22 protein-coding genes are annotated in these 25,346 nt (G+C 68.6%); 15 read left to right on the top strand and 7 right to left on the bottom strand.

The genetic code is table 11. The annotated features are described in order from the left end of the window. The first annotated feature begins 1,119 nt into the window (after window positions 1–1,119). From ACZ6ZI_RS36685 to ACZ6ZI_RS36660, 6 genes are all read left to right on the top strand, one after another. Entirely contained in the window at window positions 1,120–1,740 is a 621-nt protein-coding gene (locus ACZ6ZI_RS36685; protein ID WP_469528614.1) for a hypothetical protein, read from the top strand. A 59-nt stretch (window positions 1,741–1,799) separates the two neighbouring features. Further along, complete coding sequence (locus ACZ6ZI_RS36680; protein ID WP_469528611.1) at window positions 1,800–2,216, top strand: helix-turn-helix domain-containing protein; 417 nt, start codon at window positions 1,800–1,802, stop codon at window positions 2,214–2,216. A 463-nt stretch (window positions 2,217–2,679) separates the two neighbouring features. Further along, window positions 2,680–2,835, top strand: coding sequence for a hypothetical protein (locus ACZ6ZI_RS36675; RefSeq protein ID WP_469528609.1), 156 nt, complete (start codon window positions 2,680–2,682; stop codon window positions 2,833–2,835). Window positions 2,836–2,916: 81 nt separating this feature from the next. Then, the gene (locus ACZ6ZI_RS36670; RefSeq protein WP_469528607.1) at window positions 2,917–3,189 is read left to right on the top strand and encodes a hypothetical protein; all 273 of its coding nucleotides are present in this window, start codon (window positions 2,917–2,919) and stop codon (window positions 3,187–3,189) included. A 771-nt stretch (window positions 3,190–3,960) separates the two neighbouring features. Further along, window positions 3,961–4,236 carry a hypothetical protein gene (locus tag ACZ6ZI_RS36665; RefSeq protein WP_469528605.1) on the top strand — a complete coding sequence of 92 codons (276 nt, stop codon included), beginning with the start codon at window positions 3,961–3,963 and terminating at the stop codon, window positions 4,234–4,236. A 638-nt stretch (window positions 4,237–4,874) separates the two neighbouring features. Beyond that, window positions 4,875–5,219, top strand: a complete 345-nt coding sequence (locus ACZ6ZI_RS36660; RefSeq protein ID WP_469528602.1) for a hypothetical protein — start codon at window positions 4,875–4,877, stop codon at window positions 5,217–5,219. Between the two features lie 419 nt (window positions 5,220–5,638). Here the strand turns inward: ACZ6ZI_RS36660 and ACZ6ZI_RS36655 are convergent, their stop codons facing one another. Beyond that, window positions 5,639–6,406, bottom strand: a complete 768-nt coding sequence (locus tag ACZ6ZI_RS36655; RefSeq protein WP_469528600.1) for a hypothetical protein — start codon at window positions 6,404–6,406, stop codon at window positions 5,639–5,641. A 456-nt stretch (window positions 6,407–6,862) separates the two neighbouring features. Between ACZ6ZI_RS36655 and ACZ6ZI_RS36650 the strand changes: the two genes are divergently transcribed. The 5 genes from ACZ6ZI_RS36650 to ACZ6ZI_RS36630 all read left to right on the top strand — a co-directional run bounded on the left by ACZ6ZI_RS36650 (window position 6,863) and on the right by ACZ6ZI_RS36630 (window position 13,612). Continuing rightward, window positions 6,863–7,519: a TnsA-like heteromeric transposase endonuclease subunit gene (locus ACZ6ZI_RS36650; RefSeq protein WP_469528598.1), complete on the top strand. Its 657-nt coding sequence runs from the start codon at window positions 6,863–6,865 to the stop codon at window positions 7,517–7,519. Then, window positions 7,516–9,792 (top strand): transposase, encoded by a 2,277-nt coding sequence (locus tag ACZ6ZI_RS36645; protein ID WP_469528596.1) that lies wholly within the window; start codon window positions 7,516–7,518, stop codon window positions 9,790–9,792. The genes ACZ6ZI_RS36650 and ACZ6ZI_RS36645 overlap by 4 nt, the downstream gene beginning before the upstream one ends. Beyond that, the gene (locus ACZ6ZI_RS36640; protein WP_469528594.1) at window positions 9,770–11,038 is read left to right on the top strand and encodes an AAA family ATPase; all 1,269 of its coding nucleotides are present in this window, start codon (window positions 9,770–9,772) and stop codon (window positions 11,036–11,038) included. The genes ACZ6ZI_RS36645 and ACZ6ZI_RS36640 overlap by 23 nt, the downstream gene beginning before the upstream one ends. A gap of 1 nt (window position 11,039) precedes the next feature. Continuing rightward, window positions 11,040–12,881, top strand: a complete 1,842-nt coding sequence (locus ACZ6ZI_RS36635) for a TniQ family protein (RefSeq protein ID WP_469528626.1) — start codon at window positions 11,040–11,042, stop codon at window positions 12,879–12,881. Window positions 12,882–12,982: 101 nt separating this feature from the next. After that, window positions 12,983–13,612, top strand: coding sequence for a hypothetical protein (locus tag ACZ6ZI_RS36630; protein ID WP_469528592.1), 630 nt, complete (start codon window positions 12,983–12,985; stop codon window positions 13,610–13,612). Between the two features lie 121 nt (window positions 13,613–13,733). Here ACZ6ZI_RS36630 and tpg (ACZ6ZI_RS36625) read toward each other — a convergent pair whose 3' ends face one another. Beyond that, window positions 13,734–14,324, bottom strand: coding sequence for a telomere-protecting terminal protein Tpg (tpg, locus tag ACZ6ZI_RS36625; RefSeq protein WP_469528591.1), 591 nt, complete (start codon window positions 14,322–14,324; stop codon window positions 13,734–13,736). Between the two features lie 92 nt (window positions 14,325–14,416). Here tpg (ACZ6ZI_RS36625) and ACZ6ZI_RS36620 point away from each other — a divergent pair, with 92 nt between their 5' ends. Continuing rightward, on the top strand, window positions 14,417–14,713 hold the full coding sequence (locus ACZ6ZI_RS36620) for a hypothetical protein (protein ID WP_469528588.1): 297 nt from the start codon (window positions 14,417–14,419) through the stop codon (window positions 14,711–14,713). 108 nt (window positions 14,714–14,821) lie between these two features. Here ACZ6ZI_RS36620 and ACZ6ZI_RS36615 read toward each other — a convergent pair whose 3' ends face one another. Then, window positions 14,822–16,390 (bottom strand): hypothetical protein, encoded by a 1,569-nt coding sequence (locus ACZ6ZI_RS36615; protein ID WP_469528585.1) that lies wholly within the window; start codon window positions 16,388–16,390, stop codon window positions 14,822–14,824. On the opposite strand from ACZ6ZI_RS36615, the gene ACZ6ZI_RS36610 reads away from it, so the two are divergent. Together ACZ6ZI_RS36610 and ACZ6ZI_RS36605 are read left to right on the top strand one after the other, a co-directional pair. Then, on the top strand, window positions 16,290–16,670 hold the full coding sequence (locus ACZ6ZI_RS36610; protein WP_469528584.1) for a TIGR02391 family protein: 381 nt from the start codon (window positions 16,290–16,292) through the stop codon (window positions 16,668–16,670). The two genes, ACZ6ZI_RS36615 and ACZ6ZI_RS36610, sit on opposite strands and share 101 nt — an antisense overlap. 665 nt (window positions 16,671–17,335) lie before the next feature. Next, window positions 17,336–17,806 (top strand): hypothetical protein, encoded by a 471-nt coding sequence (locus tag ACZ6ZI_RS36605; protein WP_469528582.1) that lies wholly within the window; start codon window positions 17,336–17,338, stop codon window positions 17,804–17,806. A 50-nt stretch (window positions 17,807–17,856) separates the two neighbouring features. Here the strand turns inward: ACZ6ZI_RS36605 and ACZ6ZI_RS36600 are convergent, their stop codons facing one another. The 3 genes from ACZ6ZI_RS36600 to tap all read right to left on the bottom strand — a co-directional run bounded on the left by ACZ6ZI_RS36600 (window position 17,857) and on the right by tap (window position 22,784). After that, a complete protein-coding gene (locus ACZ6ZI_RS36600) occupies window positions 17,857–19,161 on the bottom strand; it encodes a ricin-type beta-trefoil lectin domain protein (RefSeq protein ID WP_469528580.1) in 1,305 nt (434 codons plus the stop codon). A gap of 839 nt (window positions 19,162–20,000) precedes the next feature. Further along, complete coding sequence (gene tpg, locus ACZ6ZI_RS36595; RefSeq protein ID WP_469528578.1) at window positions 20,001–20,555, bottom strand: telomere-protecting terminal protein Tpg; 555 nt, start codon at window positions 20,553–20,555, stop codon at window positions 20,001–20,003. Window positions 20,556–20,561: 6 nt separating this feature from the next. Next, window positions 20,562–22,784 carry a telomere-associated protein Tap gene (gene tap / locus ACZ6ZI_RS36590; protein ID WP_469528576.1) on the bottom strand — a complete coding sequence of 741 codons (2,223 nt, stop codon included), beginning with the start codon at window positions 22,782–22,784 and terminating at the stop codon, window positions 20,562–20,564. Window positions 22,785–22,973: 189 nt separating this feature from the next. On the opposite strand from tap, the gene ACZ6ZI_RS36585 reads away from it, so the two are divergent. Next, window positions 22,974–24,794, top strand: a complete 1,821-nt coding sequence (locus ACZ6ZI_RS36585) for a zeta toxin family protein (protein ID WP_469528575.1) — start codon at window positions 22,974–22,976, stop codon at window positions 24,792–24,794. On the opposite strand, the gene ACZ6ZI_RS36580 is transcribed toward ACZ6ZI_RS36585, so the two are convergent. Continuing rightward, entirely contained in the window at window positions 24,752–25,018 is a 267-nt protein-coding gene (locus ACZ6ZI_RS36580) for a hypothetical protein (protein WP_469528573.1), read from the bottom strand. The two genes, ACZ6ZI_RS36585 and ACZ6ZI_RS36580, sit on opposite strands and share 43 nt — an antisense overlap. Between the last annotated feature and the right edge of the window lie 328 nt (window positions 25,019–25,346).

Below are 25,346 nucleotides of genomic sequence, written 5' to 3'. Positions count from 1 at the left end.
CCCGCGGAGCGGGTACCCCATCGCTGCGCGATGGGACAGCGGGGCGGGTCGCTGCGCTCCCCGCGCCCACGCGATGCGTGGGCGGCTCCCAGCGCTGCGCTCCGGGAGCCAGGGAAGGCCGGCCGCTGCGCGCCCGGCGGGCCACGCGCAGCGTGGCCGGGTCGATGGAGGGTGTGGGGTGTGACGGTGCGCCTGGTGGGGCCTCCGGTGGGGGCGTTGGAGGGGAGTGAGGGAGGACTGGGTCCTCCGGGCGGGTCCGCTGCGCTCCCCCGCCTGACGGTCCTTCCGGCTGCGCCTCCAGAACCATTGGGGCCCACTGCGTGGGCCTGGCTGGCTAGGGAGGGGTGGGGGTCGCTCGTTCGTGTCGGGTTCTAGTGTAGCGGGTGCATCAGGTTGATGCACCATGTGCTGTTGGCAGAAACGCGAGACACCCCCCAACCACCCTGAGCGAGGTTCGGATTTGAGCACGCATCAGGCCCAGGTTCCAGCCTATCAATTATCCTAGGAATCACCGATTGGAAAAGCTCCAGGCCTCAGCTCAAGAACGGTACCTCGGATATCGATAAGCCGAAATTCCGGCGTGCGGAGGTACCGGAGCCGAGCGGCCCCCGGGGCCGGGCGGCGGAACCACCCACCGGGACCCGCCACGCTTCCAGGCTTTTGATCGTCACGGCTGGTACCACCCGAGACTCAGAGCCGCTGTTGCTGTCCCCGAGCTGCACCCGGACACGGCGCCGCACGCGAAGCGAGCGCAGCCACACAACAAGCCCAGATCCGGCGGCTACCAGGGGCGACACGCCCGCTGTGACCAGCGGCTTTTGCCCCCGCGGTGCGCGGCGTGGCAGCGGGGGGCTGGGGTGGTGGCTGGTGTCTAAAGACACATAAGAGGGATTCACGCTCAAAACGGCTCTGACCTGCGACGATGCGAAACCGTTTGTTCTAGGTTTCCAGAACAAACGGCTCCCGAGTGTTCTGGAAACCTAGAACAAAGCCACCCCAAACCTGATGGGTCGTTAGGTAACTGTGAGGCACTGTTTGTTCTGCCGCTCCAGAACAAGCCGGTTTACCTAGTGCTACCGTGCTCACCGAACCGTTGATCATCCCTGGAGGACTGTGCTGATGGAACAGCTGCCGATCGTCCGCCCCGGCGAGCGCGTGGTCGCGCGGTCGGACGGCAAGGGCGGCTTGATCCTGGGCGTGGAGAAGATCCAGGGCCGCGAGTTCGCCGCGAGCGCCGAGGTGAGCGGCTACGTCCTGGACGCCCGGCTCCTACTGGACGTGCTCGGCAGCCTGAAGGCGCCCGGCAGCTGGTTCCAGGTCTGGTGCAAGCTCATGGCGCTCCAGAACGCGAACCGCGCCGACGACAACGATCGCGCGGTCCCCCGCGGCTTCGTGAAGACCAGCCAGCGTGATCTCCAGACCCGGTGCAACCTGTCGGCAGCCTCCGTGAACGAGGCCAGCCAGTTCTTCACGCACATTGGTTGGATGCGCACCGCTAGGCGGGGCACCCTCCAGCTGAACCCGTGGCTGACGGTGGCTGGCACTTCCGGCGAGCAGGAGAAGTGGCAGAAGCTCTGGAACGCCGCTGAGGGCCCTGTCTGCATCATCCCGCTCCCCGACTACCCCACCGAGTGGCGCCAGGAGCGGGAGGCCGAGCGGAAGGCCGCCGAAGCCGCCCGCCGCAAGGAGAAGGTCGTCACGCTCCGCCAGCGGCGGCCCGTGCGCAAGGCGAGCGCGTGATCTCGCGCGGCATATCCTCGTTGTTGCAGCGTCGTCCTGATTGGAAGTGGTGAGGCTCCGTGAGCAGCTCTTACGTCCCCAGCCCTCCCACAGAGGCGCCCGTCGAGATCCCTCGCGCCGTGCTGCGCCTCCTGGCCCTGGTCGACATCACCAACGCCGGCCGCCGCGTCCTGGACGAGCTGATGTACCTGAGCGACCCTGACGCCGGCACCGCCGCGATCAGCCAGAACGAGATGGCGCGCGAACTGGGAGCCAGCAAGCCCACGGTGAACCGTGGTTTCAAGGAGCTGCGCGAGTGCGGACTCGCCTGGAGCCTCGAAGACGGCCTCTACCAGCTCCACCCGCTCCTGACCGGCGGCAAGGTCGCCTACCCCATGCCGATCCCGGAGATCAAGGCCGCTGAACCTGAGCGCTTCACCGAGCAGCGACGGGCCCGGTACGCGGCCCAGGTCGCCAACCTCGCGGCCGCTGGCTGACAGCTCCGGCCCCGCGAAGCCACAAGGCGCTGCACCCCTCGGGTGCAGCGCCTTCCTCATGTCCGCGATCACGCCGGTAGCACCAGCTAAACCGGCTTGTTCTGGAGGAGCAGAACAACAAGCAGGGACAGGCCCCGACACGGGACCGCTGCCGGTAGCACCAGGTGAACCGTTTTGTTCTGCTCCTCCAGAACAAACCCGCCCTCGCCGGGGAAGCGACTACACGGGCCCCTAGGGAAGTCGCAGGCAGGACGCCCCCGTACGACCGTTCCCGGGAGGTGGCGCCGCGCGCCGCCCGTCTGGGGTCAGGCCGGCGCGGTACGAGTGGGTGGGGTGTGACTCACGACTTCGGCCTCCACTTCACCCAGGAGCTGGGCAATCGCTTCGGCCTGCCCACCGACAGCTGGCCCGCGAGCGCGGAGCAGGTGGCCCGTTCCTCACCATCGTCGTCAACCTGCTCGTCGTGGCTGCCTTCGAGGCGACGAAGGCCCTGTACGAGATCACGCGCTACGCCCGCGACGCGGACGTCGAGGCGTACTTTGACAGCGCGCTGCGGGCCTGCGCGCGCAGCAGCACCCAGGCGAGCAGCACGACGGTGGCAGCCGCCGCGAGCCGGTAGCCGGCCCCGGTGCAGCAGCCGCCCTCTGTATCGGTGAGGTCAGCCTTGCTACCCGAGCAGCAGCCGTGTGCCGTCCGGGTCGTGCGATTACTGCGCTGCACCCCGGAGACGGGCCTGCTGCACCTGGCCGGACAGCAGCAGCACGAGCAGCAGCCCCGACCGTCTCGGCCGCCACCGCTGGGTGGTCGAGAGGAGGATGTCCTGGCTGAACGGCTGCCGGCGACGAGCGCGCGCGTCGGCAAGCAGCTGCTCCGCCATCGCCTCGGCGTCGGTACGGACCTGCTCGGCTTCGGCGGCCAAGGGCGCATAGAGGCCTGGTCCCGGCCGAAGGGCCGCTTCTGCGGGCCGGCTTGAGTGTGGGGTGGGCATGCCGCTCAGGACGGCAGCGGGCCGACCTTGCATTCGCGCGCCGTCCACGTACGGATGGGGGCGCCGAAGTCACTCTCCTCGATCCTGACAACGATGCTGAGGACCTCCCCTTCCTGGAACGACCCTCGAACCAACCCAGCATATTGCTCATCAAGCCCGTCCCGGAGAACAGCGTCCGCCCGGACGGGGTGCCGTCCTTGCTGACGGTCGCATAAGTGTTGTACTGCTTGAAACGGCTCACCTCGCGAGGCATGCCCCCCTGACCATCCGGGCTGAGCCCGGGAACAATGACACGCAGGCCGTCTTTCGCCAGCTCGGCCCTGACGTCGCTCATACTCCAGCCTTCTCAGCGTCATCCGGTCGGCGCCGTGAAGCCTGTGGCGCCCTCAACCCGCAGTCAAGATCACCCAACGGGGCGGTGTACGTGCGCGGATCCTCGGCCGGGGGGCACAGAGGTACGTCGCCACTCCCGTCCTTTCTCTGCCAATCAAGACAACGTGCAACTGCGGGTTGTATCTCCTTCCCCCCGAGAGCGAGCTCGGAGCCGGGAACGGCGAGGAGACCGGCGGCGAGAAGGCGCGGGGCCCGGTTGTGACCGAGCGCCCCAGTTGGCCTCGATGGACAACTGCGGCGCTCACGACAGTTCGGGGTACCGGCCTCTTCCTGGTCTGGTACGGCATGGCAGCGCTGGGCGGTTGTCGGGTGGGGGTAGCGTCCGGCTACGTCGGCAGTGTTGTCGTGAGAGGGGCCGTTGTGATGGAGAAGAAGCCTGCTGCTGAGGAGCCGGGTCTGCGTATTCTCAAGCCGACTGAGGTGGTGGCGGTGGACAGGGCGGTCCTTCGTCTTGAGGAGAGCGAGGGGCAGCCGGTGCTGAGGATTACGGCCGGAACCGTGATCCCGGCGGGGATCAGGGTCCTTGACGAACAGGGCAGCCTTGTCGCGGTCTACCATGCTGCGGCCCCGACACCACAAGGCAAGTCGTACCGGGAACACGTGGACGGGTTCGGGGCTGTCATTCACGGGGCGAAGTAGGACGCGAACTGCGGCAGATGACCCATACGATCGCTGAGCCCTCGGCCCCGGTCGGCAGAGCATCGCGGCGGTCCGCTGGAGGCCGGCTCTTCCGGGTCGACGGCGTCGTACGGGGCGTGTGAGGCGTTGTACGCCCCTGTGAGCGCCCCGCAGGCTTCTTGACCGCCGCTGGGGGGGGCGAGGGCGTACTCGCCCCGCAGGCGGCCGCACAGCCCGGGAAGGATCATGTGGACGATGCGGCGATGATCACCGCGGTCGCGGAAGCCGGTGCGGGCGCGGGTGGTGGCGGGATCTGCAACGCGGGGGTGTAAAACGCGCCCGGATCCCGTTGCGCGGTGTGTTGTCGCAGGTCAGGACCGCAACGCGGACGCTGTTGCACCTGGGCATTGCAGTGCCTGTTGCACGCTTCCCGTCCCGGGCGATGGTGATCTGTGCCATCGAAGATGGGACGTGTGCCACCGAAGTTGGACTGGACGCAGTTTGTGACAGCGAAGATGGACCGCGCCCAGGTCAGGCGCTGCGGGACGTCCGGCGCAGCGGCCTGGCGCTCAGTCGGTACCCGTCTCATAGAAGCATGTCGGCCAGGTCCAAGTCGGCGCAGCGATGGGTAGGGCCGGCGTATGCGGGAGGATCGCTGCGTGACCACCCTTATCCCGCCTCCCGGGCCCGACCGGCACCAGGCGATCGTCAGCGAGGTAGCCCTCCTGTGGGCCGCGCACCAGCCTGGGCCGTTCCCCGACGTGCCATTCGACAACAGACACGATCTGGCGTACCTGGATTTCAACATGGCTGGCTGCGTCATGACCTACCTCAAGAACGGTGGCGTCACCAGCCCAGGGCACACCGACGTTCTCCGGGACTGCCTCCCGGAGCTCCGTGCTGCCGTCACGCTGCTGGCGCGCTCGGAGGAGTACCAGGAAGGGCTCATGGCCTTCCGCGGCTTGCTTGCGATGGCTGAACTGATCCTCGCCGATGAGGCTTGAGCCAGTCACCATCCGGGCCCTCGAACCTGATCTCTCACGGCCCCGGCACACCCACCCCGGCCTGCGACCCGTCCATCTTCGTTGTCACGAACTGCGTTCAGCCCAACTTCAGTGGCACACGTCCCATCTTCGATGGCACAGGTCAGATGGCGACGGTGGTGCTCTGCAGGGCCTGGGCGTAGAGCGCGGCGGCGGCGCTGTCGGTGCTCACTGCGGCGATTCGTGCGCACCCGCCAGCCCACCCGGCACCAATCCCGTCGTTACGTTCCGTACCCGCTCCCATTGAGGGTGTCACGCTGCTCGTGGCGGAGCCGAAGCCAGGGGTCGACCCCGTGATTGTGGGCCCGTTCGGCAGCGTGACACCCCAGCGTGACAGCCGGAGCGAGGGAGCGTGACAGCCCGACAGTCACCGTTGGTGATCAGCGGGCGGAGTGAGCGCGGCTCAGGAGCGCGGCGAGTGCACGGGCGGCTTCCGGCTCGGAAGTGGCCAGACGGGCTGCGAACGCCAGGTCGTCACCGTCGGCATCGGGGACCAGGCGGGCGAGTTCGGCGAGCAGCGCGGCGTGCGCGCGGACCGGCGCGGTGAGAAGGCTGGCGGCGGCCTCGCGGGCGGCCGGGTCGCGGTAGTGCCCGCGGTGCGCGGCCAGGGCGTGGGCGAGCCAGGCGTCGACGTCGGCCTGGACGTAGCCGTCCGCGCGGCGGGTGAGCTCGTCGCGTACGGCTTCGTCGCCTTCGGCCGGCTCGGCTTGGTCCAGGGTGCCGAGATCCCGCAGCACCTGGAGGTGGTTGGCGCGGGCCGCGATCCGGACAGCTTCGCGCAGCTCGGCCTCCCGGGCGGCGGCGGCCGCAGCGTCGGCGGCGAGCTCGGCCCGCACGACGTCGTCGACGTCCGGGTCGTACACGGCGCCCGGACCGGCAGCGGCGAGCAGCGCGGCGATGCGCCCCCACTCCGCGAGCTCCGCCGGGCCGCGGAGGTCGTCGGCCAGGTCCTCGTACCGGGACGCCTGCCGCGCCTCGAACCGCGCCTCCTCGAGGGCGGCCGCGACGGCGCCGGCGTCCATACCCTTCGCCTCGCGCCGTACGACACGGCGGCCGATCCGGGCCGGGTCGACGGGCTCGCGGGGCGCGGCGACGTGTGGAGGGAGCGGATGGCGCGCGGTGCGCCGGGTCGGCCAGGGCGTGGTCATCGCGGCCTCGCAATCGGTGTCCGGGATCAGGGAGCGAGCCGCCGCCAGAGCGTTGTCGACGACCCGCCGAATTGAGCCGAAGCTCAGGAGTTGTCACCAACGGGACCAGCTGAGCTGGCGGATGAGGATGGTCGAGGCAGCCTGGTTGTCACACGCGAGGCATTCGACTTGTCACAGACGCTCACTCAGCAGTCTTTCTGTCACCAGAAACGAAGATCGGGAGCCTGAGGTTCTCCACGGCGCTTCCATGAGCTCATGTCCGCTACACGTGCTGGGTCGGGAAGGGTAGTCGACGCCGCTGACACCGGGCCTGTCTGGTCGCATCAGTGCAGCTGGGAGGACCTCTTCGTGCCGACGGACGTCGACGCGGGCAGGTCCGGCCTAGATCTGGGCGACGGCTGGACGAGACGGTGGACGGTCTTGTGGCGGGCCAGCGGGGACGATGTGTCCTGCTCGGTGCACGATCTCGTACAGGAGCCGGTGCTCACGAGCGACCCGATGCGGCACTTCACCTGGCGCCGGGACCAGCGGCACCGTCCGGGCCTGCAGTTTCTGACCAGCACCGGCCGTCACCACGGCTCGGAGAGCCTGGAGGAGAGCCGGGTGCTGCTGGCCCTGGACTTCGCCGGCGACGTGGTCGACGTCGTCTCGCAGCCGCTGAAGATCTCCTTCGCCACCTGCGGGAAGCGCCGCGCCCACACCCCCGACTACCTCGCGGTGACCCGCCGCGGCGTCTGGCTGATCGACGTACGCCCCGAGCCGTTGATCAAGGAGTTGGACCGGGAGTCGTTCGCCGCGGCCGCCGAGGTCGCCGTCGCCTGCGGCTGGCGCTACGCGGTGGCCGCCCGCTGGCGCGAGCACGCCTTCGCGGGCCTGGATGCGATGGCGTCGCGGCGCCGGCTGAGGTCCGATCCGATGGGCCTGCGGCCGGTGCTGCTCGCCGAGGCCGTGGGCGGGCGGAGGTTCGGCGAGCTTGCGGCGGCGACGGGCTGCGAGCCGGTTGCCCGGGCCCAGCTGCTGCACCTGCTGTGGTCGAGGCAGCTGGGCGTCGACCTGGCCGGCCCGCTGCAGGACCGCTCGTTCGTGATGCCCGCCGCGGAGGCGGGCCGGTGACCGCGGCGGCGGTGCTGGACCTTTCCCCCGGCGCCGGGCTGGTGCTGGACGGAACGGAGTGGACGGTCGAGCGCCGCGAACCGCACTTGGGCCGGGTGCAGTTGGTGAAGGACGACGGCACCCGCGAACGGATGACCTTCCGGTTCCTGGCCAACCACCCGCAGTGCCGCCCTTCGTCGCGGACGTCGTCGGCGGGGGCTGACCGGGGCCGCCAGCGCAAGGCGTCCGAGGACCTGAAAGCGGGCCGGCTGGAGCTGACCGAGCTGCGGATGGCCCACCTGCTGGAAGTGGCGACCGGGTTCCGCTCCGGTGACCCGTTCCACCCGGGCCCGGGCGAGCCGAGAGCCGAGTACGACCTGGCGACGACGACGCTCACCGAGCGCCGGCACGCGAAGGTGGCGGAGCTCGCGGCCCTGGATCCGCAGCACGCGAGGCTGCTGGGGCTGGGCTCGGTGGGCTACCGCACGCTGATCCGGTGGGAGAACGCCCGCCGCCGGTTCGGGCTGGTTGGCTGCGCGGACGACCGGTGGCTGCGCCGAAGCGGCGGAACACGGACGGTTTCCGAGGAGGTGCGGGAGGCGGTCCTGGCGGTCCGCGAGGAGACGCAGCGGATGGCGAAGGTGTCGATGCGGACCAAGGATCGCATGATCCGCCAGTACGTCCGCGAGGAGTTCGGGCCCGAGACGAAGGTGCCCAGCTACGACACCCTGCGCCGGCTCTGGCGGGAGTGGTTCGGCCCCGGCGGCGCCCGGCAGCGCTACGCGCGCTCGGCCGATCTGCCGGAGTCGCAGGGGCACGTCCTGGTGCACCGGCCGGGCCAGGTCGTCGCGCTGGACACCACGGTGCTGCCGGTCATGGTCCGCGAGCACGTCTTCGGCGATCCGGTGAAGATGCACCTCACCTTGGCCCTGGACGTCTGCACGCACTCGCTGGTCGCTTTCCGGCTGACGTTGGTCTCCGACACCTCGGTGGACGTCGCGATGGTGCTGCGGGACGTGACGATGCCGCTGCCGATGCGGGCGGACTGGGGCGAGGACCTGGAATGGCCCTACCCCGGCCTGCCGGCTGCGGTGGTGGCGGAGTTCGCCGGGCATCCGGTGGCCGGCCTGCCGTTCTTCACCCCGGAGACGGTGACCACCGACCACGGATCGGTCTATCGCAATCACCACCTGGTCGAGGTCGAGCGGGTGCTCGGCTGCCAGGTCCTGCCCGCGCGGGTGCTGCGGGCGACCGACAAGGCCGCTGTCGAACGAGCGTTCGGCGTGATCCGGCAGCTGTTGTTCGAGCACCTGGTCGGCTACACCGGCGTCGACGTCGCCGACCGCGGGGCCGACCCGGCCGGGGACGCGGTGCTGGCGGCCGACCAGCTCGAGCACCTGATCGCCACCTGGATCGTCGCCGTCTGGCAAAAGCGCAAGCTGGGCGAGTACGCCCCGGCCTGGGATCCGGACGGCTCGCACAGCCCGAACTCGCTGTTCGCGGCGTCGTTCGCGCAGACCGGCTTCGCGATGGACATTCCCTCCCCGGAGCTGTTCTACGAGCTGCTGCCCGCTCACTACGTCCGCATCGACATGCGCCGCGGGGTGAAGATCCGCGGACTTTGGTACGACGACACCGAGGTTCTGCGGGACTACCGCGGCGAGTTGTCGACGCGGGGCGGCAAGCACAAGGGCAAGTGGCTCATCCGCCGCGATCCGCGGGATCGGCGGCAGGTGTTCTTCCAGGACCCGATCAGCCATGCCTGGCACCCGCTGCCCTGGACGGGAATGCCCCGGGCCGGGCAGATGCCGGCCTTCGGGGACGCTCGGGCCAGCGCCCTGCTCGCGAAGGCCGCTGCGGCCGGGCTGAAGCCGCAGTCGGACGCCGAACTGCTGCCCGTGCTGCTGGAGCTGATCGGCTCGCACGTCCCGGTCAGCAAGTGGCCGACCCAGCTGAAGAAGTCCCAGCGCACCGAGCACGCCCGCGAAACGCACCAGGCCAGGGCCGCGCAGGCTGACCGGCCGCCGAGCCCGCCCGCGCCGGCCGCACAGGCCGACCTTTCTCCTGCTCCTGCCTCTGCCGAGGAGGGGACGGCGACGGTGCTGAGCTGGCCGGGTCGGGCCCGCGAGACGCAGGAAGCGGTCGCCGGTGAACGGCGCCGGCGGCGGGAGGCAGTCCGGCCCGCGCCCGTCCCGCCGCCCGAGCTGGGCCACAGCTTCCGGGCCCGCAGCGTGTTCGTCCTGCCCGAGGACGACGTGGAGGAGGACCGTGGTGGACCAGACGACGCCGGATGAGCACGCGGTCGTCCCGTTCCTGCGGGCCGGCCCGCCGCCGGACCGCACCCGCTGGGAGGGCTGGCAGCAGTGGCGGAAGATCCGCGGCACGTTCGTGCCCGCGCCACGTCTGACGCCGGCGGAGTTCCAGAGCCTGAGCCCCCGGCGGCGGGCCCTGCACGACCTGCACCGCACCGCGACGCACGTCAACATGCGGCTGCAGGAGACGCCGATGAGCGCGCGGGTCGCGAACCTGATGCGCGGACGGCTGCAGAACAACGCGGTGAAGTTCATGCCCGGCACCCGCGACGGCCTGATGATCAACGGCGGCGGGTTCCAGGGCAAGACCGAGACCGCCTGCGACGCGGCCGCGTCCTTCGAGGACGTCTGGCGCGAGGTCCACCACCAGCTGCTGCCCGGCCCCACCCCCGGCACCCGGGACGTGTTCGTGCCCGTCGCCTACTGCCGCCTGCCGGTCCGCGCGACACCCAAGGGCCTCTGCAAGGCGATCTTGAACGTCTACGGCAACCCGCACCCCGGCACCCTGGACGACCTGGTCAGAGCGGTGCGGGACGCGATCCGGGACCATCACACCACCGCCCTGCTGATCGACGACATCACCCGGCTCCGGCTCCACCGCGAGGACGACCAGGACACCCTCGACCTGATCCGTGAGCTGATGGACCTCAACGTCACCCTGATCCTGATCGGTGTGGACATCCCCGGCTCCGGACTCCTGCGCGGCGCCTACGTCGACCAGCGCACCGGACAGTGGGTCTTCCCCGACAACAGCCGAGGCGGGCGGCACAGCACGGCGGCCGCCACGCAGACCGGCCGCCGGTTCGACATGGTCGATCTCGATCCGTTCGACTACTCCACCCCGGCTGGCATCACCGCCTTCCTCGACCACCTGGCGGGCATCGAGGACCAGCTGCGGCTCCTGCGGTCCTTCGAAGGCATGCTGACCACCGGCGAGATGCCCGAGTACCTCTTCGGCCGCACCCGCGGCGTCGTCGGCCTCCTGCGGCGGCTGATCGAGGACGGCTGCACCGAGGCGATCCTCACCGGCGAAGAGCGCCTCACCCCCGAACTGCTCGCGAAGACCACGATCCACCTCGGCAACCTGGACGACCTCGACCCCAGGGCCGGCGAGGTCCCCGACATCCCGCAGCCCACCGCCCCGCCCGCGAAGCCCAAGTCGCGCCGGGGGCGCGGACGCAACACGGTCCTCGACGACCGCGGGAACAGGCCGGCCGCCGGTGGCTGACATGGCCATGGGCTCCGGGCGGCGGCCCTTCGGACTCGGCCTCGACCCGCTGGAGGGCGAGTCACTGGCCGGCTTCGTCCTGCGGCTGGCCCACCGCCTGCACGTCTCACCGAACGAGCTCGCCCGGCAGACCGGCCTGACCGATCACGACCGGCTCGGGCGGGCCCGGGCCTCGCTTTCGACGCGCCTGAGCCCAGACGAGGTCAGCCGCTTCGCCCGCACCACCCGGCTCGACCCGCGCGAAGTGCGCGCGATGACGCTGGAACCCTTCGCCTCCCGCTACCCGCCGGCGGCCCGCAGCATCGCCGATGTCCGGGCCGGGCGGGTCTACTCCATGCACACGGACCGATGGCTGTTCCCCACCACCGCCCGTTACTGCCCCCACTGCGTCGCCGGCGACGGCTCCGACATCCAAAACGCCCACGGCGGGCCCTGGCAGATCCTCTGGCGCCTGCCCGTCGTCTTCGCCTGCCCGCTGCACAAGGTGTTCCTGGAACACCTCTGCCCCCACTGCCACAAGCCGATCAACTTCAGCAGCAGAACACAGCTGGTCCCCCGCCCCGCCGCCACCGGCGTCCACCCGGCCCACTGCCGGTCCTCCCTGACCCCGGAAGTCCCGACCAGCCGGCCGGGCGCCCCCTGCGGGACACCGCTCGCGCACGACCCACAGCACCACCAGCCCGGACCCGCCCTGCTCGAGCTCCAGCGCAAGATCCTCGGCCTGCTCGGCCCCGGCCGGCCCAAACGGCAGGCACAGCAGTACTTCACCGAGCTCATCCTCCTCGCCGGACTCGTCACGATCTGCTGGCCGCGCATCCAGCCGGTCGGCACCACCCGCCCCCTGGCCGCCGCCGTCGACCGGCACCTCGCCATCCACGACGGAGTCGACTCCCGCCCCTACCGCTCCACCGCGGCCCCCGTCGACGCCCTCGCCTGCGCCGGCCTCCTCCAGGTCACCGATCGCCTCCTGACCGCCGCCGACCTGCGCGAAGCACTCGCCCCGCTCGCACCCGAGGAGAACCGGAACCGCAGCGGAATCCCGCCCACACGGCACCTGATCTGGGACAACGTCTTCAAGAAGCAGCGCAGTGCATGCTCCGAGCGTTTCCAGCAGGCCGCCGACACGATCGTTCCCACCTTCCGGCGCACCGGCAAAGGCGGACTTCGCCTCCCCTCCACCGGCGTCGGCCTGCGAGCCGAACACATCCCCGCGTGCTTGCCCCACGACCTCGCCGAACGCCACCTCGGCTTCCTCTTGGACACCACGCCCAAGATGCGCCGACGCGCGGCCGCGGTCTTCCTCGTCCGGCGCGCACGCGGCGGCGGTCTGGACAAAGCCGCCCAGTTCCTCGGGATCAACCCCGAGAACAAGAGGATGGGCTACACGCAGCTGCTGAACCGCCGCCTCCGCGCCAGCGGAACGGCCCGCGACTTCGAGCAGGCCCTCGACGCCATCACCGCCGAGCTCCTCGAGGGCCCGGTCATCGACTACCAGCACCGACGTGAGGTCCTCGCCACCTGGACGCTGGAACCCGAGAACTGGGAGCACATGCTCACCCGGCTCCCGGAGCTCACCAGCCGCCGAAAGCCCCTCAGCGACGACCGCAGGCGCCTGGCCGTCAGCGCCTACATCTGGACCCTCGTCACCGAAGGCGAGCCCGACTTCGCACCCTGCCCGCCGCACATCGCCCCCGACCCCGCACTACGCGCCGTCTGGACCCGGGAGCGACACAACGTCTTCCACTGGCTCCGCACCACCGACCACCAGCCCTACTACGGCGCCCTCAAGCCACTGCTCGAAGACCACGCCGAGCACCTGGCCAAGGCGATCGACTGTGACTGAGCGCTTCAGATGGCCGGTCGAGTGCCAGGCTCGTGCGAACCTGGCACGATTCACGTCATCGCCTTGGGGCGGTCAACGTCCAGCCGAGGCGAGAAGGAACTTTGATCTCTAACTACCAGCGGCGTCTGCGAGAGCAGTTTCTGTCCGTCCCTGTCGTTGCGCCGCCTGTCCCGTGGCACCCGGTCCCGGACGGGCTCATCCCTATCGGTGGCCTGCTCGGCATCGGCTTCGCTCTCGCTCCCGACGATGGCCGCGACCTAGTCATGGTTGTCTCCGTCGACGGCCACGGGCTCTTTGACACCGTCACCGGCGAGAAGATCGCCCGGGACCGTGACCCTGACCCCGACGGCAGCACCCCGGACGCGGTGCCAGATCTCTCCTGCCCAGGGCTCGGCCCCATCGCCTCGACCCGAGTACGCATTGCGGGACTCTTCGGAGGCGGCCTGCACACCACCACCGAGGACGGCTGGACCCTGGAGGTCGTTAGCCCCGAGTGGCCGCACGACCGCGTCCTGCTGTCCACAGACGGAGGCATCCCCCACAACGGACCGCACGGCGACAGCTGGTGGCACATCTTTGACTCCAACTACTCCGAACTGCGAGCAGCCGGCTTCTCGCCGTCCGGACGCACCCTCGCCGTCGCCACCAGCAGCGACCTAACCCTCTGGACCCGTCAGGCGCCTGACACCGACCGCTCGGGCGGCCAACTCGGCCGCTCACCGGCCAACTGAAGCGCTCAGCCACATCGACAACCACCCACAAAGCCGTCGGTGACAACCAGCCTGCCTATGTGACAACTACCGTGCTTCGGCTCACGAATACGGTTTATAGCAGCTTCGGAATGCTGCCGTGTCAGAAGCGGAATTCAATCGACACAACGTGTGTGAAATCCGCGCGTAGGCCAGCGGCACGGGTGCCCCAATCGGTGAAATAGGACTCGGTGATGGCCTCGGCGACGAGCGGATGCAGGTCCTCCTCCGTCGCTCCGGCTGCCTGAAGCTCCAGGATCTGTTTGGCATACGTGGGTGAGATGGCCGTGGTGATGGAGCGCTCGCGGCCGTCGTCCGAGCTGCCCTTGCCGACGAATCCGAAGTGCGCCGTGACGTCCACCATCATGCCGCTTGAGGTGGCCGCCCGTTCGCGTACTTGTGCTTTGACCTGCGGTTGCCATTCGGATTCGGTCTCCTCCACCAAGGCGGCCTGGAGCCGCTTCTGCGGCGTCGTCAGAGTCCCAGCGCGGTAGCGCTCCACCGTCCGGCGTGAGACGCCCAGACGTTCGGCGAGGGCTTTGGTCGAGCCCTTCGTCCGCGTGAGGAGGAATTTCATCTGGGCCTTTGCAGATTTTGGCGCGGGCCGGGTGAAGACCTTCCGTTCCGCCCGCGCGAGGGCTGCCAGGACCTTGCCGCGGTCCGGGGCTGGCCGCTGTGAGTCGTTGATCGTCATGACGGCATGGTCTGAGTATCGACCTGTGGACAGAGTCCGCGTTCGTGCAGGTCACTGCGGGTCCTGTCGGGGTCGGCGCCTACGGTGGAGGCATGACGTCGTCCTCCGCGCCCTCCGAGCCGGTGCCGGTCCCCATCCGGGTGCTGCTGCCCGGGGACCAGGACGTCGTCGGACGCCTGTGGTCCAAGCGCCAGGTGCGCGGCGGCTGGTTGTACGAGGTGGGGCTCCCCGCGTACCGCAACGGCCCCGCGGACACGGTGGAGCCGGTCGAGTACCGGGTCTGGGTTCGCGCGCCGCAGCATGTGCCGCCCCCTGGAAGGCGTCTCGTACGACGGCGTGCCCGTGGAGTACCTGGAACCGCCCGAGCCATCACCCCGCCGCCGGCGTAATCCGCTGAACGTGCTTGAGCTCCGAATCCTGCGGTAGCCGGAGCACACTTGTGTGTAACGGGACGGCCCGGCCAGCTGTCTCCGACGTGAGCCGACCCCCTGGGGCAGTCAGTCGGGAAGCTCGCTGCCCAGGTATCGGACGGATGCGACGTCCTTGGCCATCCGCAGTCGCACGGTGGCCTGTCCGGTTTCGTCGAACTGCCTCAAAGCCTCCGGGAGGTTGAGGATTTGCCCGGCGTAGATGAGATCCACTACGGGACCAAGGTCGATGCGTTCGTCGCCGAACACATAGGCAACCTGGTCGTACCGGGCTGCTAGACGGTATCGGCCGTCGGCCGCCAGATAGTCAAATGCCTCGCGTCTGATCACGTTGACAGACACGGTGGAGGCCTGGAGCGGGACATGCTCGCCGTTGAGCAAGGCGAGCATGTCCTTGACCTCGCGGGCGTCGCCCAGGGTGAAGCCATCGGGGACCGGGAAGAAGTGACCTGTTTGACTCTGCAGGCGTGTGAGGTCGTCGAAGGCGTCGGCCCACAGACGGGCCTCGTCGGGCGGCATGAATCCGTCCGCCGGTGCTGGTGCGCTGGCCTGGATTCCGGGCATAGCCAGTTCTAGCGAGTACCCCGGCAGCATTCGGGACATCATCTGCAGTGCGGGCACGTAGACGGAGGGCAGAGCCCGCTCGGGCGGGACGAAGGTCATCTTGAACTGTGTGCGGGAGGTGGGAAAATCCAGTCTCAACCGCGCGGTGAAGGTGCCGGGCGCGTCCATACCGTACAGGCAGCCGCCGGAGGCGCCGGTCGAGCGCTCGGTAAAGCTCAAGGGTAGGGAGGCGACTGGTATCCCGCTTTCGTTGCGCACCACGATGCTGGCGCGCAACGGGATGTCGATCGGTTGCCGCTCGGCCTCGATGCTCAGCAAGTGGGGGACGGTACCGCTGATACCGAGTTCGGCCGGTGCACTCACGGTGAAATCCCGCAGGTGTTCCGTCGTCAGCTGCACGCTCTCGCCGCCAAAGCGGACCGCCTGTTCGAACCGGGCCTTAAGGAGGGCGTGGCCTGTGTCATCGTCGCGGAAGTGCACGCGGCCGGTGAGAGTGATGAGGTCCTCAGGCGGGATGTGCCGGGTCTTCGGAACGATCTCGATGGCAGGTGTCCCATCTGCGGCAGCGGAGGGACGGAGACTGTAGTGAGGAGAGGCCTCCTGAGCCAGTTGTGTCAGAGCCGCGAGGCGTGCGGCGAAGTCGGGGATCCCACGCATCAACGCGTCCCGTTCGGCTCGCGACTCGCTGATCATCCGTAGGATCTTGTCGCTGCTGCTGAACAAGCTATAGCGGACCAGATCCGGGTGGGCCGCGAAGTGGGTATTCAGCCAGCCGAGGCCGCGCCAGTGCCGCACGAAAGGGAACTGCGCGCGAAGTCCCTCGAACCAGGTGATCTCGGCGGGGTTTGCGTCGATGGGGACCAAGAGGTCCCAGTGGTCGGGCTGATGGCGCGCGGTGGAGATCAGGGAGTCCCTGACCTGGTTGCGCCGCCCCGGTGTCATGCGGCCGGTGAAGGACTTCACCTCATAGTTGATGAGCTCGCCGTTCTCGGCGTACTCGAACAGGTCACGTCCGCCGTCGCCGCCGGCGCCGTCGACGGGGAAGGCCAGTGGGCGCAGGCGCAAAACCAGCATAGCGATCAGAGCCTCGCACGCCTTGGGTGATGCCAGCCTGCCCCATGGGACTTCTACCATCCGCTCACCTTACCGGCCGGCGCTGACAGGGCACCGAGCCGAGTTGACGGCTGCTGATGGCCACAGGTGCCGTCGGGGCGGCGTCTACTCTGCGATCCGCAACCCCATCGCCCACGAACTTGATCACGAGCTCGATGAGAGCCAGGCGTTCGAGCAGCTGGCTGTCTTCGGTATCCGCGCGCGGCGGATCGACGCGGCAGATGTCGAGACCGCACCATAGCGAGCAGGTTGCGCAAAGGCCACTGGCTGGTTCTCCGGACGGCGAGGCTGACGCGGGCATGCCTCCCAGGGGCGTGGGCAACCCACGAGGCCGGCGACCGTGCGAGGGGTGCAAGTGCCGGTATGACGCGCGAAAGGGTCCGGTGTACCGCCGCATGTCCTCACCGCTGGCGAAGGTCCGGCGCGAAGGCCGCTTCCCTGACGTGATCGACACCCTGCGCGAGGTCCACGCCCGGCGGCCTGGTCGCCGGACGTCGACACGTTCCCGAGTGAAGTTCTGACTGGTTTCCCCTGGACAGTTCCGAGGGTCGGCGCCAGGGTATGGCGGCCACCCGCGTCTTCTGGCGGGAGGTCATTTCAGGCCGATGTGCAGAAGCGGCGGCTCCGTCGGTTGCGGGTGTTCGGGAGGAGCTCTGGCTCGGTTGGGTGGAGGGGTGGCTCCGGGCGCGGGCGTCGCCGCCGATCGGGCCCCGCCATACCATTATCAACCGGACAGCCTGCGACTTCGCGGACGCGCTACTGCACCGAGAACCGTGGAACCGGAGCCCAACCCACGCGACAAGCCGAACCGACCCGCTGGAGGAACCGACGGACCGTCACGAAAGATCGAGACTAACGGGTGCAGGAGTAGGCCACCCAAAGGCGCCTTGCGAGTAGTATCCGATCATGACAAATGACCTGTTGTACAGCGCTTCGGTCGACATGTGGATTGACCGTAGTATTTTCGGGATCAACGAAGCGCCGTCCGCCGATGAGCCGGGCGATATCTGGGCGCTGATGAAAGTGGACGATACGCCGGTTCGGGTCGGCCTCGGCGCTATCCTCTTTCGGAGCACCGTGGGTACTCATAAATCATTGGTTACGGTGGAAATTCGGACCGAGCCGAGCTGCCCGGGCCAGGGGTTCGACTCCATCTACCGCGATTCATATCAGAGCACAAGCGGTAATGCGGTGTTGTCAAATATCGACGGACCCGAACTAAATTTCGCCCTGCAGCCGCAATTCGATTACATTTTGAGCGTCTGGCGTAAGGGAGGTGAAACGGCGCCGTCGCGGCACGACGAGATGTTGGGAGTCGTATTCCCTATCGAAGGCCTCGAAGAGTACGTAATCCAGTTTATTCCGGCGGTTCGTTAAACTGCATGAATGCGCGAGTTCCATTTTCGGAACTCGCGCATTGGGTTCAGCTACTTGGATTCCCATCTCTGATTGGCAGCTCCGGAGCAGGACCAGAGGTGAACGAGGGTGCCGTTTTCAGTTCCCGATCCCCTGACATCGAGGCACAGGCCACTCTTTTTGTGCATGATTGCCGGATACGACGGGTGCGGGCTCCATTTTTGAGTCTCAGATCCGGAGCAAGGTTGGTTGGTGACGCTGGCACCCGAGGGTCCGCCGTCAAGACAACTGTTGCCGTAGATCCGAAGCTCTCCATCACCGTTGAACGCGAAGTCCTGCGCGGGCTTTCCCGAGTAGGTCCAGATTTTGGCCTTGAACCCCGGGGCCCTGCCACCGATATCCAACGCCTTTTTCGAGTGCTGAGAAATCAACGAGGCTGGAATTATATTCTGGTAATTCGTGATATATACCTGAAAATCTTCACCGTGCAATATCCTGTCCTGTGCGTACCATGCAGAAAGCTTTCCTCCTGCAGCGCCGTTGACGGTTGCCGGTACGTAGCGGACCGAGTAGTTGCCGTCGCCCAAGCCTGCTCCTTCTGCAGTCGAAGCGAACGGGAATTCGTCGCACTCATATCCGGGATTACCCTTGGCGATCTTTCCGCACGCCGTGTCCTTGGCGGCGCGATTCCTCTTCTGAACTTCCCTTGCCTCGTCATTGAACTCTGGGTAGTTGCGAGTCAAGTAGGTGGGCGCAGTGGCGCCAAACCAGCCTGGGATGTTTTTGCTATGCCCGACCTCTGGGTCTGTGCTATCAGGCATGTGGTAGGCGTGGAAAATGTGCTCCGCAACCTGCTTTACAGACGAGTCGTTATAGTCATAAGTGAAATATGGAACGGTGCGGTTAAATACCGCGCCTTCCCCTCCTTTTCCGAAGTTCGCCAGGTAGGATGCGGAGTCCATTCGAAGGGATTGATCCGGTCCGCTGTACCATTTGGAATTGGCTTCAGGTTTTGGACTTTCGACCTTCCAGCTGTTCCGGAATTTGCAGTATACGGGCTTGTCTATTCGACCCTGGTCTCCCGAGGCGGCGCTTCCGGTCACCGTATAGTAGATATACGTTTCATTCCAGGAAGCGAGAGGTTTGGAGTGCCTGTCGCTGTTGCCGTATGAGGCTGTGCAGGGGCCAGGGTGTCCAGTGACAGCTGGAGCGGTCGTCATCGATGCCCCGATGAATACTCCTGTTACAGAAAGCTCGGTGACCTTTAGGTGAATCTCACCGACTCTCTTTTCATTTGATCCTCTTCCTACTTCGGTTTCCTTGAATTGGACCTGCCCCTCAACGCGCCCGGAACCGTCAAGCTTGGTCAGGGTCATATAGTTCCATCGACAAAATTCGAATCGGTTGACAATCCATCCGTCATCGGTCTGGGCCCCTTGTCGCGCGTTGCAACCCGCGAAATCGGGGAAGATCGGAGCGAGGGAGGTCCTGTTGGAAGGCTCGGGCTCTCGGCGTGTCTCTCTTTTTTGGAGACGCTCATCGGTGTTTTTGGGCGTAGGTGCTTCGGGGGGAAGAAGGTTATTGGACCCGCTGACGTCCTGTTCCTTTTCGCCCTTACGGTAGATCTCACCGATTTCGGCGAGTGGCTTGGCTTCTGAGGATCTGGACCATATGAGTGTGCTGGGCCCCTCGTCCGCCGCCGCTGTGGGTGCCAGTGCAGTCCCAAGCAATGTAATGATGCCCAGTCCCGCCAACGCGGCGCGTCTTGCTCTCACTATGCCCCCTCAGCATGATCATTTGTCACGTAGGGTAGCAGCGTGAACGTGTGCAGTGGGATCGCTCGTTGGTCACTGACCGAAAGTCATCATCCGTGCTGCGAGAGGTTGGGCGGGCCTGATAGGGCTATGGCGTCATGACCGTCCGGCGCCAGCTACTCCCAAGGCTTCGGTAGCGCGTGCCACAGTGCCCTGAGCCAGTCAGGCGGGTTGGTGAGGAGCTCGTCCATCAGCCGGACCATGATGGATCGAGCGGTACCTTCGGCGGCGCCTTGGGCCATCGAGGAGGGCAGGCCAGCGCCGACAGCGGGGCTGCTGCGGGACGCGGGCCGGGCTGGGCGGCTGGACGGGCGCGAGGACGCTGTCCCGGTTCAGGCTGCTGCTTGTCTGGCGGGTGTTCTAAGCCGGAGCCGGCTCGGTTCCGAAACCCCCAGTGTGGGCTACAGGTCGAATTCGATGTGGTCGATGTCGGTGAACTCCACCAGGAGGCCGCCGGCACGGCGGCCGCGGTCCTTGAAGTAGATCTCTTGCAGGCCCTCGGCGGCGATGTCGCGCAGCTGCTGCTCGCTGGCTCCGGCGTCCTGGGCGTCGAAGAGACGGCGGGCGAACTCGGGCGGCAGCCCGACGGTGAGGTGGCGCATTCGTCCGTCGTCGGTGGTGCCTGGGGCGGCGGTGTAGCCGAAGCGGGCCCGGGTATCGACGACGATGCCGCCGGTGGTGGCCGCGGTCTTCTTGGCCTTGGCGCGGATCTGCGGCTGCCACTTCTTCTTGACCTCGCGCTCTATGCGGTCGGCCAGCTCGGGGCGCGGCTTCTTGATCTGGTCCTTGACGTAGCGTTCGACGGTGCGCTGGGTGATGCCGAGCGCGGTCGCGGCGGCCTTGGTGGACTTGTACTGCTTGACCAGGTAGCGCATCTGGGCGCCCGCCGACTTCGGGATCGGGCGGGTGAAGGCCTTCTGGACGGCCTGGTTGAGGCCGTCCCCGAGCTGTGCCATCGCGGTCTACTCCTCGCCGTCGGTGTGGGTGATGGTGCCGTCCTTGATGTACCGGGCGAGGTTGAGGTCGCCGCCGTGCTGCTCGCGGACGCCTTCGCCCCACAGGACGGTCTGGGTGCCTTCGTGCTTGACCAGGCCCGGGTTCACGCCGAGCTTCCACCCGCCGGGCAACGGCTTGCCCTCCCGGTAGGGCAGGAAGTCCAGCGGGCTCGCGCCGTCGACGGCGTAGACGGCGCAGTCGGAGAGGATCGCGACCGGGTACTGGCCGGTGAAGGCGGCGTGCTTGATGATCTTGCGGTGCATGTTGATGCGGGTCCGGGAGATGACCGCGGCGCGGATGTCGGGGCGCCAGGTCGGCCGGGACAGGGCCCGCCACGGCTGGCCCGACCTCCAGCCCTCGCCGCGCGGGCGCTCGCGGAGCTTGCCGATGCCGCCCTTGACCGTGGCCTTGACGGCCGAGACGACGATCGCCATCTCCGGGTCCCGGTCGCGGTAGCCGTTCATCGCCGCGAGGAACTCCTGCGGCGGCAGGTCGGCGTCGACGCCGAGGTCGGCCATCGTCGCCAGGTACGCGTCGCGCAGCCGGCCGTACCAGGCGTCCAGGTAGCGGCCGTTCTCGTACCGGACGTACGCCTCGAGCGGGGCGACGTCGTAGCCGAGCTCCACCGCGTACGCCACTGTCGGCGTCGCGTACCAGGCCGGCCCCTCTGGGCGGGTGCCCTTCGGCGTGAACGGGCTGGGCAGCAGGTCGCCGTTCAGCTGCACCCAGTCCTTGCCGGACTTCACCCGGGAGAGGTCGACCCGGGAGAGGTCGACGAGCCAGGAGCCGGGCAGCTTCGGGTCGAACACCGGCATCTTGACGTGCGTGGGGGCGCCGAGGCCGACCACCAGGCCGTTGGCGCCCGCGGCGAAGGCCATGTTCACGTCGATGCCGACCAGGTCGCGGCGCAGGCACTCGTCGTCGGTCAGCGGCCGCGCCCAGTCGTACGCCTCCTCCATCAGCATCTCGACCGGGGTGCGCTGGTGGAAGCGCGGAAGGTCGGCGAGCAGCGGGTGGCCGTCGGGCGCCTCGCACGGCGCGCAGTCGACCGGGTCCTTGCCCAGGCTGCCGGGGTTGTGCTCCGAGTGCCGGCGGCCGTCGGCGTCCGGTTCAGAGGCGCGGGTCGCCGGGTGGAAGGCGGTCATCAGCTCCAGGCCGGTCACGGCCGAGGAGCCGCGCGGCGTGATCACCCGCGCCGCGTACGTGCCCAGCAGCCGGGCCAGCTCCGCCGGCGGCAGCTGGGCGGCGTCGTTCCAGTGCCGGGTGTCGAGCGCCTCCCAGGACGGAATGCACAGCTGAACACACGCCCGCTCCGAACCCTGCGCGGGCCGGTAGATCCGCGCCCAGGGGCCGAAGCCGCGCTTGGTGAGCTTCCACTCCGCGCGGGCCAGCTGCTTGGCGACCTTGTGGCCCTCCGGCAGCCTCCCGGCCAGCCGCTCCTCGTCGCTGAGCTTCACCGGCAGACCGTAGCGCCCCAGCGCGGCCTCGGTGAGCACGAGCAGGGGGTCGGCGTCCTTGCCGGGGCCGACGAGCTTGGGCTGCCCGAGCTTGGCCTCCTTGAGGGTCCAGTCGATGAGGGACGGCAGGCTCTTGGCGGGAACGTCCAGGACCAGGCCGCCGGTGCAGTACGCCAGCACCTTCCCGTCCTCGACGTCCAGGACCGCCAGCGGGCCGTTTTCGAACCGCGGGTCGATGCCGCCCGCCGGGGTGTTCGCCGGGGTGTTCGCCGGGGCCGCCTTCTTCGCCGCCGGGCGGCGCGACGTTGACGTCCTGGTGGCGGGCGCCGGGCGGGTCTCGGCGGCCGGAGCAGCGGCGGCGGGGGTCTGGGTGTTCTCGTGTTCAGTCATGGCCGCAGCCTCGGGGGCCGGGCCTGTGGACAGAGTCGGCGCTTCGGCCGGGGCGGGCGCGGCGGTGAACGTGGCGGGCACCGGGGCGGCCGGCTCCTCGGGCGCGGGGTAGAGCTCGGCGAGCTGCTTGAGCAGCCGGGCGTACGCGTCGCGCTCCGGCGGGCGGGGCTCGGTCTTGCCGGACTCCCAGCCGCTGACCGTGGCCCGGCGCACCTTTAGCGCGGTGGCCACCTCGTCGATCGTCAGGCCGTGAGCAGCGCGCAGCCTCTTGCGCTCAGCCGGCAGCGGGAGCGTGGCGCGGGACGCGATCAGGGCATCGACGGCGTCGAACAACTCGGACATGGAAACCTCCTATCCACCACCTTACCCACCGAGCGAACCTTTCGCGTACGTTCTGCGTACGAACAGCGTACATGTCGCGGGCATGGGGCTAGAGTGACAACCGGTGGGGCAGCGCGGCGTTCCTCCCGCGCAATCCGGAACGGTCCACCAGATCGGGCACTTTCTCGGAATCACGGCCAGGAGACGTCAGTGGAGGGGTACGGCAAGTTGTCCGCCGAAGTGATCGTGGCGAAGTTGACGGCGGGCGCAGTACCGCAGGAACACCCGGTTGTGGTGTTCGTGGCCGGGCAGGCCGGCAGCGGAAAGACGTGGGTGATGGACCTGGCGCACGCAGCTCTTGAGCAGCGGGGCGGGGCGGTGCGGGTGGACCGGGACGCGTACAAGGCCATCCATCCCGACTACCAGCACTTCCTGGTGGAGGATGTCCGCACAGCCGGGGTCCGAGTACGTGATGAGACCTACCGGTGGCAGGCCGAGGTCGAAGCCCGGGCTCGAGCCTCCCGATACGACGTGGTGGCCGAGGAGGCCATCGCGGACCCGGCCGGGTGGCTGGCTTCGGCGGCCGCCTACCGCGCGGCCGGCTACAGGGTTGAGGTCGTGGCCTTGGCCGTACCAGAAGCCGTGTCCCAGCTCGGCGTCCTGGACCGCTACCTGCGCCTGGCCGACGAGGGCCGGCCCCGGTACGTCGGCTGGGACAACCACGACGCCTGCGCGGCCGCCTTACCCTTGGCCCTCGCGGATATCGAGGCCGGGCACCTGGCCGACCGCGTCCTCGTGGTCCGGCGCGACGGACAGGTCCTGTACGCCAACCAGCTCGGGACCGAGGGACGATGGCTGCGGCCGGCCGGTGCGCGCGAAGCACTGCTCGCCGAGCGGGCACGTCCGTGGGGTGCCGCGGAAACCGGGGTTTTCCGCCGTCAGCTCGCCGACGCGGATCGGCGCACCTACGACCCGAGCCTGCCCACCGACTGGGCCCTGGCCGTGCGGCGGAACGCGGAGCGGGCCGCCGCACTCGCCGAACCGGTACGCCGGACCGCGCAGCCCCGCCGCCAGGCACCGGGAACGGACTACCACCGCCTGTCCGCAACCGAGCACCGGTGGATCTTCGATGTGCTGATCGCCCCCCTGCTGCTGGAGGGAATCACGCCACAGGAGAAGCCGGTCGTGGTGTACGTGATGGGGCAGCCCGGCTCGGGCAAGACCCGCCTGGCGCCGATGGTGCGCCGGGCGCTGCGCGGGCGGCCCACCCACATCAGCGGTGATGACTTCAAGACCATGCACCCCGACTACCTCCAGCTGCTGAAGGAGGAGCCCCGTACGGCGGGCGAGCGGATCCGTGCCGACTACCGGGCCTGGCAGGCGATCGCCGAAGCGGCCGTGCGGGAGCGGCGCGGGGACGTGGTCATCGAGATCGCCCCGGGCAACGCGGACGGGTTCGTGGAAAGCGCCCGGCTCTACCGTCAGGCCGGCTACCGGGTGGAGCTCGTGGTGCTGGGCGTGCGGGCGGCGGACTCCCGGCAAGGCACAGCCGCCCGCTGCGCCCGGGCCCGCGTGCGCGGCGAGCAGGGCCGCTTCACCACCGCCTACGGGCATGACAAGCACTTCACCGCGCTCGGCGAGGCGGTGGCCGCCGCCGAGGAGAGCCGGGTCGCGGACTCGGTGATGGTGTGGCGGCGCGACGGCACCGTGCTCTACCGCAACACCATCACCCCCGACAGCGGCTGGGTGCGACCGGCGGGCGCGGTCGAGGCGCTTCGGGCCGAGCAGATGCGGCCCTACACCGTCCAGGAGGCCGCCCGGTTCTGGTCGATGCAGCGGTGGCTGCGCACAGCCTTGCCGCAACATCGGCGCGACGTGGAAGAGATCGCATTCCTGGCCCGGGCGCTGATGCCCGCAGCGCTTCACCCCCGCACACTGCCCGCTGCCGCGGTCACCGCCCTACCCGTGGTGCACGCGGGCGGGCACGGCTACGAGCCGGTGGCCTCCAGCTCCTTCAGCCGGGCGGCGTAGAACGCGCCGAGCCGTTCCGCCTCCTCATCGCCGGCGTCCCGGATCCGCTCTCGGTCCCGGACGCACACGGTGTACTCCTCGATCAGCTGGTCCAACCGGTCCGGGGAAGCGGCCGGCGACCGCCGCACCGCGTGGATCTCCTGCTGGTACCAGGCGATCACCTTCCCCACGGTCTCCAGAGCGTCCTCGCGACCGCCAAGGGCCGGGTCTTGCGGATCGTGCACGGTGCCGCCTTCGTAGAGAAAAGGATCATTATCGGCCCGTGGTCCGATCCTCGTCCACCACCGGCAGCTTCGGTCCGTACCCCTCGGACGCGCCCGAAGGCGACCGCCCCAGTGGATCACGATTTTGACCAACCTCCCCTGAGCTGCATGTTCTTGACGCATCATCATTCTTTGCCGATCTTTTACCTTTGATTGCCGCGTGGCGCGGAGCTCGGAGGGGGGGGGGGGGGGGGGGGGGGGGGGGGGGGGGGGGGGGGGGGGGGGGGGGGGGGGGGGGGGGGCGGGCGGCGCGCCCGCCCCCCCGCCCCCCCGGGGCCCCGCCCCCCGG

The organism is Streptomyces sp. NPDC103540 (genome assembly GCF_055584445.1).
The sequence above is the reverse complement of the archived record's forward strand: the minus strand, read 5'-3'. Positions and strand labels throughout refer to the sequence as shown.

Excerpts from the sequence above, each read along its gene's own strand:
- ACZ6ZI_RS36685 (WP_469528614.1), top strand. The coding sequence starts at position 1,120 with ATGGAACAGCTGCCGATCGTCCGCCCCGGCGAGCGCGTGGTCGCGCGG.
- ACZ6ZI_RS36665 (WP_469528605.1), top strand. The coding sequence starts at position 3,961 with ATGGAGAAGAAGCCTGCTGCTGAGGAGCCGGGTCTGCGTATTCTCAAG.
- ACZ6ZI_RS36655 (WP_469528600.1), bottom strand. The coding sequence starts at position 6,406 with ATGACCACGCCCTGGCCGACCCGGCGCACCGCGCGCCATCCGCTCCCT.
- ACZ6ZI_RS36635 (WP_469528626.1), top strand. The coding sequence starts at position 11,040 with ATGGCCATGGGCTCCGGGCGGCGGCCCTTCGGACTCGGCCTCGACCCG.
- tpg (WP_469528591.1), bottom strand. The coding sequence starts at position 14,324 with ATGACGATCAACGACTCACAGCGGCCAGCCCCGGACCGCGGCAAGGTC.
- ACZ6ZI_RS36620 (WP_469528588.1), top strand. The coding sequence starts at position 14,417 with ATGACGTCGTCCTCCGCGCCCTCCGAGCCGGTGCCGGTCCCCATCCGG.
- ACZ6ZI_RS36610 (WP_469528584.1), top strand. The coding sequence starts at position 16,290 with ATGAGCTCGCCGTTCTCGGCGTACTCGAACAGGTCACGTCCGCCGTCG.
- ACZ6ZI_RS36615 (WP_469528585.1), bottom strand. The coding sequence starts at position 16,390 with ATGCTGGTTTTGCGCCTGCGCCCACTGGCCTTCCCCGTCGACGGCGCC.
- ACZ6ZI_RS36605 (WP_469528582.1), top strand. The coding sequence starts at position 17,336 with ATGACAAATGACCTGTTGTACAGCGCTTCGGTCGACATGTGGATTGAC.
- ACZ6ZI_RS36600 (WP_469528580.1), bottom strand. The coding sequence starts at position 19,161 with ATGACCCTGACCAAGCTTGACGGTTCCGGGCGCGTTGAGGGGCAGGTC.
- tpg (WP_469528578.1), bottom strand. The coding sequence starts at position 20,555 with ATGGCACAGCTCGGGGACGGCCTCAACCAGGCCGTCCAGAAGGCCTTC.
- tap (WP_469528576.1), bottom strand. The coding sequence starts at position 22,784 with ATGTCCGAGTTGTTCGACGCCGTCGATGCCCTGATCGCGTCCCGCGCC.